Raw genomic sequence first — 12,535 nt, forward strand, 5'->3', positions numbered from 1 at the left:
CTGCGGGCGCCGCTGCGCCGGTTGCCGCGCCGGTGCAGGCGGTGACGCCGCCGCCGGCCGCTCCCGCCGCCTCGGCCGCGGGTGCTGCAAGCCCGGCCGCGCGCAAGATCCTCGATGAGAAGGGCATCGCCGCCGGCGACGTCGCGGGCTCCGGCCGTGGCGGTCGCGTCACCAAGGAAGACGCCGTCGCCGCCCAGCCCAAGGCTGCCGCTGCTGCTGCCCCGGCGGTGATCGCCGCCGTCGGTGATCGCCCCGAAGAGCGTGTGCCGATGACGCGCCTGCGCGCCCGCATCGCCGAGCGCCTGATCCAGTCGAAGAACGAAAACGCCATCCTGACCACGTTCAACGAGGTCAACATGGCGCCGGTGATGGCGCTGCGCAAGCAATATGGCGACAAGTTCGAGAAGGCCCATGGCGTACGCCTGGGCTTCATGGGCTTCTTCGTCAAGGCTGCGGTGGCCGCGCTGAAGAAGTTCCCGATCCTGAACGCCTCGGTCGATGGCAACGACATCGTCTACCATGGCTATATCGACATCGGCATCGCGGTCGGTTCGCCGCGCGGCCTGGTGGTGCCGATCCTTCGCAACGCCGAGTCCATGTCGATCGCCGAGATCGAGCTCAAGATCGCCGAGTTCGGCCAGAAGGCCAAGGACGGCAAGCTGTCGCTCGACGACCTGTCGGGTGGCACCTTCTCGATCTCCAACGGCGGCGTTTTCGGCTCGATGATGTCGACCCCGATCATCAACCCGCCGCAGTCGGCCATCCTCGGCATCCATGCCACCAAGGATCGCGCTGTGGTCGAGAACGGCCAGGTCGTCGTGCGTCCGATCAACTACCTGGCGATGTCCTACGACCACCGTATCATCGACGGTCGTGAGGCCGTGCTTGGTCTGGTGACGATGAAGGAAGCGCTGGAAGATCCGGCTCGCCTGATCCTCGACGTCTGATCACAACGCACAGGGGCGCGTCACGCCGCCAGGCTGCTTGCCTGTGCGGCGGGGCGGCGCCCCGTTTTCCTGAAGGGAGAGATGAATGTCCAAAGAATTCGACGTCCTCGTCATCGGCGGCGGTCCCGGCGGCTATGTGGCGGCCATTCGCGCTGCACAGCTCGGTTTCAAGACCGCGTGCTGCGAGTCCAACCCCTATGCCGATCCCAAGGGCGAGCCGCGCCTGGGCGGTACCTGCCTGAACGTGGGTTGCATCCCGTCCAAGGCGCTGCTGCACACCTCGCACCTGTTCGAGGAAGCGGGTCACAGCTTCGAGAGCCAGGGCATCAGCGTCGGCACGCCGAAGATTGACGTCGCCAAGATGATCGCGCGCAAGAGCGGCATCGTCGACCAGCTCACCGGCGGCATCAAGGGTCTGTTCAAGAAGAACAAGGTCACGCTGCTGAACGGTCACGGTGCTTTCGTCGGTAAGGGTGACGCCGGTTGGCACGTCAAGGTCGGCGAAGAGCTCGTCGTCGCCAAGCAGGTCATCGTCGCCACCGGTTCGGCGCCGCGCCACCTGCCCGGCATTCCGGTCGACAACAAGATCGTCTGCGATAACGTCGGCGCCCTCGACATCGACGCGGTGCCCAAGAAGCTCGCGGTGATCGGTGCCGGTGTGATCGGCCTCGAAATGGGTTCGGTGTGGCGCCGCGTGGGCGCGGATGTCACCGTGCTCGAAGCCATGCCCGACTTCCTTGCCGCTGCCGATCAGGATGTGGCCAAGGAGGCACTCAAGGTCTTCACCAAGCAAGGCCTCAAGATCAACCTCGGTGTTCAGATCGGCGAGGTGAAGGTCGGCAAGAAGGGCGTCACGATCGCCTACAAGGACAAGGACGGTGCAGAGCAGAAGCTCGAAGCCGACCGCCTGATCGTGTCGGTTGGCCGCGTCCCCAATACTGCCGGCCTCAACCCGGAAGCCGTCGGTCTCAAGATCACCGAGCGCGGCATGATCGAGGTCGATGACCACTGCCGGACGAATCTGCCCGGCGTGTGGGCGGTTGGCGATGTGGTGCGCGGTCCGATGCTGGCACACAAGGCAATGGAAGAGGCCGTGATGGTCGCCGAGCTGATGGCAGGCCAGGCGGGTCACTGCAACTTCGACACCGTGCCCTGGGTCATCTACACCAGCCCTGAGATTGCCTGGGTCGGCAAGACCGAGCAGCAGCTCAAGGCCGCTGGCGTGGCCTACAAGGTCGGCAAGATTCCCTTCCTGGCCAATGGTCGCGCGCTCGGCATGGGCGACCCCACCGGCTTCGTCAAGATGCTAGCCGATGCCAACACCGACCGTATCCTCGGCGTGCACATCATCGGCGCCAACGCGTCGGAGCTGATCTCCGAGGCCGTGGTAGCGATGGAGTTCGCCGGTTGCTCGGAAGACCTGGCGCGTATCTGCCATGCCCACCCGACACTGTCCGAGGTGGTGCACGAGGCTGCGCTGGCCTGCGACAAGCGGCCGCTGCATTTCTAAGCCGCGCCTGCGGTAACGGGGGGTGGGTGCGAGTCCTGCTCGCGCCCACCCCTTCTTGCGTTAACCTGCTGCCCCCAGCACAGCTGAACATCGACCCAAAATGCCTCATCGCATCCTGAACGTTCCCCAGCACGGGATGATCGACGCCTATGAAGCCCAGCTGAAGGCGCGTGGATTCCAGTCCGACCCGGCCCAGCGTGCTGCCGCCCAGCGCCTGCAAGGACTGTACACCGAACTCGTCGGCTTCAAGGCTGCCCGCCAGGGCAGCAGGATCAAGCAGTTCTTCAACAAGCCCCAGATGCCTCGCAGCGTATACTTCTGGGGTGGTGTCGGGCGTGGCAAGAGCTTTCTGATGGACTGCTTTTTCGATGCCGTGCCCTACAAGCGCAAGCGCCGGGTGCACTTCCATGCCTTCATGCAGGAAGTGCAGAACGACCTCAAGAATCACAATCACGAGCCCGACCCGCTGCAGAAGGTAGCGGACCGCATCGCGGGCGCAACCCGGCTGCTGTGCTTCGACGAGTTCCACGTATCGGATATCGCCGACGCGATGATCCTCGGTCGCCTGCTTGACGCCCTGTTTGCGCGCGGTGTCATCTTCGTCATGACCTCGAACTATCCGCCGGATGGCTTGTATCCCAACGGACTGATGCGCATCAATTTCCTGCCCACGATCGAGATGATCAAGCGCCGCTTCGATGTGGTCGAGGTCGACGACGGCACGGACTACCGCTTGCGCACGCTTGAGAAAATGGAGATTTACCTCGTGCCGCACGACGCTGCGGCAGAGGCCAAGATGGGAGAGGACTTCCGCCGTCTCGCGGCCAGCCCGGGCGAGGGCGGCGACATCGAGATCCTCGGACGCAGCTTAGCGGTCGTACGCCAGGCGCCAGGCGTGATCTGGTTTGATTTTGCGACCTTGTGCGGCGGACCACGGTCGCAGAACGACTACCTCGAAATTGCGCGCGAGCACCACACGCTGATCCTGTCCGCCGTACCGAAGATGCTCGTCGGCAATGCGTCCGAGGCGCGCCGCTTCACCTGGCTCATCGATGTGCTCTACGACCACCGCGTCAAGCTCATCATGAGCGCAGAGGTCGAGGCTTACGAGCTTTACACCGAAGGCCACAACGCACACGAGTTCGTACGCACCGTGAGCCGGCTCATGGAAATGCGCACCCGCGACTACCTGGCCGAAGCGCACCGCACTGAATGACAGCCCGTCGCGCTGGGACCACGTAGGAACGGTGCAGGCCGCGCGCTTTTCGGTCGTTGGCAGACGACGTCGCCTTCAACCCCTCGCGGCTTGCGCCGTTCCCACGGCAGCCCCCAGTTGCGGGGGGCCACGCAGGAGCGGCGCAAGCCGCGAGCTTTTCCGCCGGTCAGAGACCGATCACGCCGCCGTCGTTGCGGGTGATGATCACCGTGGCGCAGCGCGGACGCGGGCCCGACGGGTCGACCGTCGTGTAAGGCTGCGGACGATCGGGCCAGTTGCTGGTGAAGTTGCCCGGCGTCGAGCGGTCCCCGGGGTGCTGGTTGTTCACGAACATGGTCTTCCCATCAGGTGTCGTGATGACGCCAGTCACCTCCTGCTCCCTCGGCCCGACATAGAAGCGGCGGATCTCGCCCGTTGCCGGTTCGGCGGCCAGCATCTGGTTCTCACCGAATGGGCCCGAACCCTGCTGCGAGCCGCTCATGTCGGTCTGGATCCACAGGATACCGTTCGGGTCGATCCAAAGGCCGTCCGGGCTGGCATGGATGGCATCCTCGCCCAGCGGCTGAGTGGCGTCGCCGAGTTTGCCGCTGTCGGTCAGCGTGCCGGAAAGCACGAAGATATCCCACTCGAAGCTCAGTGCCGCAGCGTCGTTGCCGGTTTCGCGCCAGCGCACGATATGGCCATAGGGGTTGGGCGCACGCGGGTTGGCCGCGTCGGCAACGGTACGGCTGCTGTTGTTGGTGAGCGTGAAGTACACCTCGCCGGTATGCGGGTGCACCGCGCCCCATTCCGGCCGGTCCATCGGTGTCGCGTCAACCGTGGCCGCGGCGAGGCGGGTGTTCAGCAGCACATCGCCCTGGTCGCTGAAGCTGACGCCCTTGGCCAGGCAGGCAGCCAGGAAGTCGGCGTTGTTGAAGTCGAGCGCGAGCCAGCGACCGCTGCCGTCGGCATCGAAGCGGGCCACGTAGAGCGTGCCGTCGTCCAGCATGCTGCCGTTGGCGGTGGCAGCCAAGTAGTTGGCGCGGGTCACGAACTTGTAGATGTACTCGTTCTGCGAGTCATCGCCCATGTAGAAGACGACGGGGCGGCCTTCGACCACCGGCGCATACACACAGCCCTCGTGCGCGAAGCGGCCGAGCGCGGTGCGCTTGATCGGGGTCGAGTCAGGGTCGAAGGGGTCGATCTCGACCACCCAGCCGAAGCCGTTGACCTCGTTGCGATAGTCCTCGCTGGCGGACGCGGCCTTGACGCTGACGTCGAAGCGCTCGTACTCGTCACCGGCCACGGTCTCCCAGCGGTAACGGCCGCTCGAGGTGGCAACGCCGTATCGGCTGTGTTCGCGCGGACGGCCGGTCTTGTTGACGAAGTAACCGGCCCAGTTCTCCTCGCAGGTGAGGTAGGTGTTCCAGGGCGTGTAGCCGTGAGCGCAGTTGTTGAGCGTGCCGCGCGTGCGGGTGCCATCCGGACTGTACTTGGTGCGCACCTTCTCGTGGCCGCGCACCGGACCACGGATGGCCATCGGGGTGGCGCCGGTGATGCGGCGGTTGTAGGCACCGCGTACGATTTCCCACTGGCCATGGGCGGTGCTGCGAATCTCCACCACCGCGACGCCGTGGGCGGCGATCTCCTTGCGGACCTCGTCGGGCACGGTGCGGATGCCGCCCACCGTCGTCGCGCCATTGGCATGCAGCACGGGCTGCACGATGTACTCGTGGTTCATCACCAGCAGGCCATGAGTCGAACTGCCGCCGATCGGGAAGAAGTGCATGCCGTCATGGCACATCCCCATCTGCTGCTCCTGCTCGGCGCCGGTGTTGGTGCCGTCGGGCTTGTACTCGGGGTAGGTGCCGCAGATCGGCGTGCCGAGCGGCAGGAAGGGCGTGGCCGTGTAGCCGGCGGGCACGGTCGTGGTGTCGGCACGCGTCACCGCGACAGCCTGGAAGCCAAGCTTGGGCTCGCTGAAGCCGGGTGCGGCGGGTGTCTCGACTGCCGGGGTGTCATTGTCGCTGTCCGACACGCAGGCCGTCAGCGTGGTCCCGAACAGGGTGGCTGTGGCCGCAGCCATGCTCCCCTTCATCAATTGCCGGCGCGACATGCGCACGGCAAGGACCTCGTTGAAATGGGGGGAGGGGCAGTCCTCGCGCAGCGGTTCGTCGAGGTAGGCCTTGGTCGGGGAATTGCTCATTGGTGTAAGGCTCCGTGGCCGTGGTTGAGAAACCGACAACTTAGGGGCTTAGCGATACAAAAAAATTATGAATTTCTTGCAGTTTGATTAAAGGCTCCCGTGCCGCCACTGAACTTGTAGCGTGCCGTCGGCCTGACGCTGCATCACGTCACCGGTCAGGGCGCCGAGTTGCTTGACTAGCTCGGGGTCGCCACCGATACGGATGTCGCCACTGCTGCTGCGTGTGGCGTGCACCACCATGCTGGCGCTTGCCTGCAGCCGGTTGTCGCTTGGGCTGACCACGACGATCGATAAGGTGCGCTCTTCAAGTCCGAGCTGTAGCCCGAAGCGACCGAGCGAGGGCCCTGGCAACACGCTGGTCGCAAGGGCGGACAGCTCCAGTGCCATCGCGCCCCTACACCTCATGCGCCAGTTGCATGTGCCTTCGCCTGCAGGCACTGAGGCACGTGCATGCCAACCGAGGCGGGCGGCAGGATGCGTGAGCGTCCGGATCAGTGGTGCGATATCGACCGGGTGGACCTGCCAGCGCAGTTCCAGGCCGCTCTGGCTGGCTGTGACGTTCAGTACTGGCTGGTCGTCGAACTCGACATCCAGTATCGGCCTCCCATGAATGAGCCCGAAGGGGGCGATCTGCCAAGCCACGGTCAGCCAGCGTATATGACCCTGCGGGGTGCTTTCAGCGAGTACGCCCCGGCCTCTCCAGAGCGTTCCCGAGCGCTCGAGCAGACGGATGTGATGTCCGCTATGGGTAGCCAATGCGGTATCGATGAGCGCTGCCGGGGCCTGGGTGACGATGAAGGCAAGCAGGAGGAATGCCGCTAGCAGCCACTGGCGGGATGTTGGTTGGAGGCTGCTCGTCATCAACGTACGAGCGCTGTGGGGTCGAGACGGATCAGGAAGCGACCGTTGCCGGCATCGAAGTCGAGTTCACTCACGCGCAAGCGGTGCCGGGAATGCAGTTCAGCCAGCCACGGCAGCAAGCGTTCCAGGGAGCTCGAACCGGAAACGATGACTGCTGCCTCCTCGACCCGGATGTCGGTGACGAGGCCGTGCGCCATGGCCGACGCTGCCAGTTCTGCGGGGCCGGCTGGTGATGCGGTGGATGGGCTGCGGCGCAGGTGGGCGAGTTCTGCTGCATCTCGCTCCATCATCTGGATGCTGAGGATGAGGGCGGGAAGCTGGCGGTCGAGCCGCGTGCGTTCGGCGATCATCCAGTCGCCGATCATCCATGCCAGCGCACACGGCACGAAAAGGCTGGCGATGCGCAGCACCCATCGTTCGCGTGGTGCGAGGTTGGCGAACTGCATACTCAGGGCGGAGGCGAGGCGTTTCATCATGACGGGGCGTATGGGGGCGTATGGGGGCGTATGGGGCGCGTTCGGAGGGCGGAGAAGCGGGAGACAGTAGCGGTCTCAAGGCTGCGGCTGGAGGTGGATGCGATGGCCCTCCAGCCTGGCGCTCAGACCACGGTGGGCGAGCGGCGCCGTAGCCGGCAGCGGAGACGCGAGCTCCGCCTCGAGCCGCGGCGTGCGGTAGGCCATCTGCAGTGGCAGGGAGCTGTTCGCCTCGATGAGCGCCTGGAGCAGGGCCAACAGGTCGCCCGCGCTGAGCAGGCCGTGATCGCGTCGTGCTTCATCGAGGGCTCGACGCAACTGTAGCTGCGGCGCAATCGCAGGCGTGGCCGGCAAGGCATCGGCGAAGATCGCACGCTCGCGGCCTTCCAGCTCAGCGACCGTGTTGCGGTCGACCGCGATGCCCACCGCAAGCGCGATACCGGCGATGAGGGTGGCGGCGCCGGCTAGAGCGGCCGGCAGGCGCAGGGCGCCCCATATGCCTGTGCCCGCAGATGCTGCGGGGGCGAACGGACCGTGCAGCAGGTTGGCGGCAAGCAGGCTTCGCCCCCACAGCCCATCCAGCGAGCATTGGCTGATCTCCATCGCGCACTGTCGCGACAGCAGTGTCATTTCGGCATCGGTGAGCGGCGTGGCGGTGGTGAAGACGAGTTCGGCCGGCTGCTGTGCCGGTTCGGCCATGGTTGCCAGTGTCAGTGCGCAGGCCAGGGAGTCCCCGCGGGCAGGGGCGGCCGTGGTCGATGGTGTGTGCGGTGGCATGTCGACGGTGATCGCCCCGTCGGGACCCGCGCGCAGGCTGAGGCTGCCCGTTCCGGCATCGATCGCCTGCCAGCACGTGGTGGTCGCAGGCAGGCAGTCGACAAGGGCCACCGCGCGCCCGAGCGGACGGCGAAGGGCTTCGAACTGTGCGCAGATCTGGCGCAGGCGGGCGTGGGCAATCACCACCGCAAGCAGTCGCCGTCCCCCGGGCTGCTCCTCATCGGCGCGTTCGCTCGTGATCGTCACATGCTCATGGTCGATGTCACGCGCCAGACGTGCCTCGAGGGCGTAGCGAATCAGAGGCAGGCGGTCGCGTCGCTTGCTTGGCGGGACGCGGAGGGCGGCGAGCAGGCAGTCCGCGCCGTCGATGAGCGCGACGTGCTCGCCTGCGTTCGGCCAGTGCGACGGTGCACTGCGGCCATGTTCGACGATGCGGCCGTCGCGGTCCAGCAGCGCCCACTCGCAGTCGGGTTGATCTGGCCAGCGTTCGGGGATGATGAGGGCGAGTCGGGTGTTCATTCGATGCGATACCAGATGATGTCCACGCTGGTCTGGCGACGGTCGAGCAAGGCTTGCAGGCGCGTGATGGCCTCACCGTAGCCGGCGTGGATGTGGGCAATGAAGAAGCGGCTGTGTACGTCGAGCGCGCTGGCTGCGGGCAGGTCGAGGCCCGGTCCCAGCAGCGCAGCGATATCGCCGCGGTTGCGGAACCAGGTGTGCGTGCGTGCAGCGACCATGGTCCGGGCCGCAGACAGGTCGAGCCCATCGATGGTGGCGGCAAGGACCTCGGCGCTCGCCATGTTGGCGTTGATCGGGGCTCGGGCCGGCAAGGTGGCGACATGCGGCGTGAGTTGCGCGATTGCCTCCGGCGTGAAGGCGGGGATCGCGATCAGCTCGCCGACCTCGGTGAGCTCGAAGGCCTGCTTGCCGGACTCGGTGCCGGTGGCCGGCTGCAGGTGCGCTTCGAGCGCGTCCGCGAGCAGTCGCGCGCGCACGGCGTCACCGAGCACGAGCGCGAACAGACGCTCGGCTTGCCCGCGTGCGCTGGCGTGCGCGGGATTGCCCGGATGCAGGGCGTTGAGGTCGAAGCGGCCGGACAGCTCGTTGATGCGGCCGCCAACCGTGCCTGCCTTGGGGTCGCGGTCGATGGGTGTGGGCGGGATCTCGATTGCCCACGGCTCGCCGGCGTGGTCGGCTGCACTGGTGCGGCGGTCGTCTGCAAGGACGTTGCGTGTCCAGTCCACGGCGGCGATCGCGAGTTGCCGCGACTGCGCCTGTTCGAAGCGGCCCTCGTGCACTTCGATGCCGAGGCTCAGATCGGCGAGCGCTGCCGCGGCGAGCACGGCGGCGAGGCCGACGGTCAGCAGGGCGAGCACGATCGCGGCACCGCGCTGGCGTGCGTGGCCTTTAGCGCAGCGCGAACACACGGCGAATCGTTCCCACATCCGACAATTCCATTTCGAAGGCGATTGCAGCCGGTAGACCGGCGTCCTGTGGCTGCTCGGGCGGCCACGCTGCGACCCAGCGGTCACCATGCAGGAACCGCCAGTGCAGCGCGTTCACACGGTCCAGAAGGCGCACGCGGCTGGGTTCCGCGGCTGCATCGGGGCCGTCCCAGATCCACCACTCGAGGCGATCGCCCACGAGCAGCAAGGCGGCGTCCTGCACCGGCCCGCCATCGGCCCCAGGCGAGGCAAAGCGCAGCATCACCTGGGCCGGGCCGGTGCCGACCGCTTCGGGTTGCCGGCTGGGGGGCGGCCTGTGGGCTAGGCGGCCGGTGCCGGGCAACGCCTGTAGCAACTCTTCGTCCACGCGTGCGACGGCGGTCGTGATCGCACGCCAGCGCTCGAGTTCGGCTCCGACATGCTGGCGCGTGGTGATCAGGCTGTCGGTCGCTCGCCAGGTGAGCAGGCCGAGCAGCGCGAAGAGCGCGAGCGCAATCATGAGTTCGATGAGGGTCATGCCGCGCGCGTGGTCAATGCGCAGGCTCATCGCGGCGGCCTCGCGACGTACCCGCTCATGCGTCCGAGCGGGCGTTTGTCGTCAGCCGCGCTCACCTCGACGTCGATACGGCGGAAGAGGTTGTTCGGCGTCGCACTGATGCGTTCGGTCCACACATAGCTGCCGCCCGCCATGTCGACCCGACCCTGGCGTTGGCCGAGTGCGGGCCACTGACGGTGGGCGCGCATCTCCGCCAGCCGGTTCTGCGCCACCCAGCTTGCAACGGCGTGTTCGCGCAGGCCTGCCGCGGCATGGATCGTGCTCCCCAGCGCCCGTGTTGCAGAGAGCAGAGCGATCGCCACGATCGATAGCGCCACCAGCATCTCGAGCAAGGTGAAGCCCGCTGCGCGCCTGGCGTTCATCGTCCGGCTCCGGGATGCTCGAGGCGATGGAGCACGCTACCGGCGCGGCTGCCGTCCAGGACGTGCAGTACCCCTTCGTGCGCGAGCGCCAGCCGGTACTGTGGCGGTCTCGTACCAAACTCGATGCGGCGGTGAGCCGGCGAGGCGGTGGTGCCGGCCTGTCGGCTGCTCGTGGCCAGACTGTGCCAGGCCAAGCCTGCTGGCAGGCGCCTGGGCTGCAGGGCAGGATCCGCATCGATGCGCTGCCATTGGCCGTGCCGATCCAGGCTGGTGAAGCGGTAGCCGTCGGCCTGGAACTCGATTGCCAGGCGCTGGCCGCGGATGCTGGCACGGTAGGCGGCGGTCTCTAGCGCCTTGCGCAGCTGCTCTACGGCCACAGCCGGGTCGCGCTCACGGTCGGCAGTCACGGCGAGACTCATCGCCCCGGCCGCGATACCGAGCACGAGCAGGGTGACCAGGACTTCGACGAGCGAGAAGCCGCGGGCGGGGCGCATGGCCTGGTGGCTGGCAGGGAAGCGGGCGGTGCCGGACTGGGCCTGCGCTCAGGGCTGCCAGGAGCCGATGTCGGCATCGAAGCCGTCGCCGCCGCTGCGGCCGTCGGCACCATAGCTCATCACATCGACCTCGCCATTGATGCCGGGGTTCAGATACTGGTACGGGTTGCCCCAGGGGTCGCGCGGCAGGCGCTCGACATAGACTTTCCAGTTGGGCGGCAACGGGGCCAGCGTCGGCCTGCTCACCAGGGCCTCGAGGCCTTGCTGGGTCGTCGGGTAGCTGCGGTTGTCGAGTTTGTACAGTCTGAGCGCCTGCATCAGCGAAGCGATGTCCTGGCGGGCGGCGACCACGCGTGCTTCATCCGGACGGCTCATCACCCGTGGTACGACGAGCGCGGCGAGCACGCCGAGGATGACGATGACGATCATCACTTCGATGAGGGTGAAACCGCGCGCGCACGGCGCCTTGTGGAGCAGCAGTCTGGACATGTGGATTATCTCATCAGGGTGTTGATCTCGATGATCGGCTGCATGACGGCAAGCACGATCAGCAGTACGAAGGCGCCCATCAGCAGCAGCAGGGCGGGTTCGAGCAGGCTGGTGAGGGTGGCGCTGCGACTCTCGAGCTCGAGTTGCTGCAGGCGGGCGGCCTTGTCGAGCAGCGCTGCGATCTGCCCGGTTGCTTCGCCGTTGGCGACCATGTGCAGCAGCAGCGGTGGAAAGCTGCGGGTGGCCGCAAGGGCGCGCGACAAGGCCATGCCTTCGCGCACGCGCTCGGTAGCGCTCGTCACCGCCTCGCGCACCGGAAGACGTTGCACCACGCGGCCACCGGCATCGAGCGCGCGCAGCAAGGGGACGCCGCTGCCGACCAGGATGGACAGGGTGCTCGCGAAGCGGGTGGCGTCGAGGGTGCGCAGGTGGCGGCCAATCAAGGGCAGGCCTAGCAACAGTAGGTCGGCCCGGCGCCGAAAGGCCGTGTCGCGCAGCGCCGCAACGAACGCGAGGCCGAGGATGCTGGCAGCAATCAGCATCACCAGGCCCCATGCCTGGATGAACTCGGACAGCCCGATCGTGATGCGGGTGAGTGGCGGCAGGCTCTGCCTCGACTGGGCAAATACGCCCACCACTTGCGGCACCACCCAGACCATCAGTGCGACGACGATGACGAGCGCGACGCAGGCAACCAGGCAAGGGTAGATCAGTGCCTGTTGGGTCTTGCGGCGAAGGATGTCGTTCTGCTCAAGATGGTCGGCCAGTTGCAGCATCACGCGTGCAAGCTCGCCCGATTGCTCGCCAGCCGCGACCGACGCCCGATACAGGGTGGGGAACTGGGCCGGGAAGCGCTCCAGCGCGGCGGCAAGGCTCAGCCCACCGACGATTTCGCTACGCACTCCGGCGAGCACGCGGCGCACCGGCTCGGTGTCGGCCTGTTCGATCAGCGCCGCCAACGATTGCTCTACCGTCAGCCCGGAGGCAAGCAGGGTGGCCCACTGCCGGGACATCAGGGTAAGCACGCTCGCCGGCAGGCGCGCACGCATGGCAGTGTTCGCGTGCTGGCGGCCGATGCCGCTGACCTCGAGCGGTGCGAGGCCACGTTCGCGCAGCGCGCTGCGGGCCGCGCGCGCGCTGTCGGCCTCGATCACGCCGCGCTGTTCGCGTCCGCCGGCGTCGAGCGCTCGGTACTGGAATGCCGCCATGGTGTTCGCCGC

The 12,535-nt window shown here is 66.8% G+C and carries 13 protein-coding genes; 3 read left to right on the top strand and 10 right to left on the bottom strand.

Annotated features, from left to right (window positions below; all coding sequences use genetic code 11):
• The 3 genes from odhB to zapE form a co-directional block, all read left to right on the top strand.
• Nucleotides 1-947, top strand: a 947-nt coding sequence (gene odhB, locus C662_RS12750) for a 2-oxoglutarate dehydrogenase complex dihydrolipoyllysine-residue succinyltransferase (protein WP_002929729.1), incomplete at its 5' end; no start/stop codon positions are given.
• An 85-nt stretch (nt 948-1,032) separates the two neighbouring features.
• Nucleotides 1,033-2,457, top strand: a complete 1,425-nt coding sequence (gene lpdA / locus C662_RS12755) for a dihydrolipoyl dehydrogenase (protein ID WP_002929731.1) — start codon at nt 1,033-1,035, stop codon at nt 2,455-2,457.
• A 100-nt stretch (nt 2,458-2,557) separates the two neighbouring features.
• A complete protein-coding gene (gene zapE, locus C662_RS12760) occupies nt 2,558-3,673 on the top strand; it encodes a cell division protein ZapE (RefSeq protein ID WP_002929733.1) in 1,116 nt (371 codons plus the stop codon).
• A gap of 166 nt (nt 3,674-3,839) precedes the next feature.
• On the opposite strand, the gene C662_RS12765 is transcribed toward zapE, so the two are convergent.
• The 10 genes from C662_RS12765 to gspF form a co-directional block, all read right to left on the bottom strand.
• Nucleotides 3,840-5,858: a PhoX family protein gene (locus C662_RS12765; protein ID WP_002929734.1), complete on the bottom strand. Its 2,019-nt coding sequence runs from the start codon at nt 5,856-5,858 to the stop codon at nt 3,840-3,842.
• Nucleotides 5,859-5,945: 87 nt separating this feature from the next.
• Nucleotides 5,946-6,719, bottom strand: a complete 774-nt coding sequence (gene gspN, locus C662_RS20545; protein ID WP_232433271.1) for a type II secretion system protein N — start codon at nt 6,717-6,719, stop codon at nt 5,946-5,948.
• Nucleotides 6,719-7,195, bottom strand: a complete 477-nt coding sequence (gspM, locus tag C662_RS12780) for a type II secretion system protein GspM (RefSeq protein ID WP_037984611.1) — start codon at nt 7,193-7,195, stop codon at nt 6,719-6,721. Before gspM ends, gspN begins: the two co-directional genes overlap by 1 nt.
• Before the next feature lie 75 nt (nt 7,196-7,270).
• Entirely contained in the window at nt 7,271-8,488 is a 1,218-nt protein-coding gene (gspL, locus tag C662_RS12785) for a type II secretion system protein GspL (protein ID WP_002929741.1), read from the bottom strand.
• Entirely contained in the window at nt 8,485-9,414 is a 930-nt protein-coding gene (gene gspK / locus C662_RS12790; protein ID WP_002929742.1) for a type II secretion system minor pseudopilin GspK, read from the bottom strand. Before gspK ends, gspL begins: the two co-directional genes overlap by 4 nt.
• Nucleotides 9,377-9,961 carry a type II secretion system minor pseudopilin GspJ gene (gene gspJ, locus C662_RS12795; protein ID WP_002929743.1) on the bottom strand — a complete coding sequence of 195 codons (585 nt, stop codon included), beginning with the start codon at nt 9,959-9,961 and terminating at the stop codon, nt 9,377-9,379. The genes gspK and gspJ overlap by 38 nt, the downstream gene beginning before the upstream one ends.
• The gene (gspI, locus tag C662_RS12800) at nt 9,958-10,332 is read right to left on the bottom strand and encodes a type II secretion system minor pseudopilin GspI (protein WP_002929749.1); all 375 of its coding nucleotides are present in this window, start codon (nt 10,330-10,332) and stop codon (nt 9,958-9,960) included. Before gspI ends, gspJ begins: the two co-directional genes overlap by 4 nt.
• On the bottom strand, nt 10,329-10,826 hold the full coding sequence (locus C662_RS12805) for a prepilin-type N-terminal cleavage/methylation domain-containing protein (RefSeq protein WP_002929752.1): 498 nt from the start codon (nt 10,824-10,826) through the stop codon (nt 10,329-10,331). Before C662_RS12805 ends, gspI begins: the two co-directional genes overlap by 4 nt.
• Nucleotides 10,827-10,874: 48 nt before the next feature.
• A complete protein-coding gene (gene gspG, locus C662_RS12810; protein WP_002929754.1) occupies nt 10,875-11,315 on the bottom strand; it encodes a type II secretion system major pseudopilin GspG in 441 nt (146 codons plus the stop codon).
• 5 nt (nt 11,316-11,320) lie between these two features.
• Nucleotides 11,321-12,523 carry a type II secretion system inner membrane protein GspF gene (gene gspF, locus C662_RS12815; protein ID WP_002929757.1) on the bottom strand — a complete coding sequence of 401 codons (1,203 nt, stop codon included), beginning with the start codon at nt 12,521-12,523 and terminating at the stop codon, nt 11,321-11,323.
• Between the last annotated feature and the right edge of the window lie 12 nt (nt 12,524-12,535).

The organism is Thauera sp. 28, assembly GCF_000310145.2.
GTDB lineage: Bacteria > Pseudomonadota > Gammaproteobacteria > Burkholderiales > Rhodocyclaceae > Thauera > Thauera mechernichensis.

What these genes read in the sequence shown, in the direction of transcription:
- C662_RS12765 (WP_002929734.1), bottom strand. Translation starts at nt 5,858, where the DNA reads ATGAGCAATTCCCCGACCAAGGCCTACCTCGACGAACCGCTGCGCGAG.
- gspF (WP_002929757.1), bottom strand. Translation starts at nt 12,523, where the DNA reads ATGGCGGCATTCCAGTACCGAGCGCTCGACGCCGGCGGACGCGAACAG.
- zapE (WP_002929733.1), top strand. Translation starts at nt 2,558, where the DNA reads ATGCCTCATCGCATCCTGAACGTTCCCCAGCACGGGATGATCGACGCC.
- gspG (WP_002929754.1), bottom strand. Translation starts at nt 11,315, where the DNA reads ATGTCCAGACTGCTGCTCCACAAGGCGCCGTGCGCGCGCGGTTTCACC.
- gspJ (WP_002929743.1), bottom strand. Translation starts at nt 9,961, where the DNA reads ATGAGCCTGCGCATTGACCACGCGCGCGGCATGACCCTCATCGAACTC.
- gspL (WP_002929741.1), bottom strand. Translation starts at nt 8,488, where the DNA reads ATGAACACCCGACTCGCCCTCATCATCCCCGAACGCTGGCCAGATCAA.
- gspK (WP_002929742.1), bottom strand. Translation starts at nt 9,414, where the DNA reads ATGTGGGAACGATTCGCCGTGTGTTCGCGCTGCGCTAAAGGCCACGCA.
- gspI (WP_002929749.1), bottom strand. Translation starts at nt 10,332, where the DNA reads ATGAACGCCAGGCGCGCAGCGGGCTTCACCTTGCTCGAGATGCTGGTG.
- gspN (WP_232433271.1), bottom strand. Translation starts at nt 6,719, where the DNA reads ATGACGAGCAGCCTCCAACCAACATCCCGCCAGTGGCTGCTAGCGGCA.
- lpdA (WP_002929731.1), top strand. Translation starts at nt 1,033, where the DNA reads ATGTCCAAAGAATTCGACGTCCTCGTCATCGGCGGCGGTCCCGGCGGC.
- gspM (WP_037984611.1), bottom strand. Translation starts at nt 7,195, where the DNA reads ATGATGAAACGCCTCGCCTCCGCCCTGAGTATGCAGTTCGCCAACCTC.
- C662_RS12805 (WP_002929752.1), bottom strand. Translation starts at nt 10,826, where the DNA reads ATGCGCCCCGCCCGCGGCTTCTCGCTCGTCGAAGTCCTGGTCACCCTG.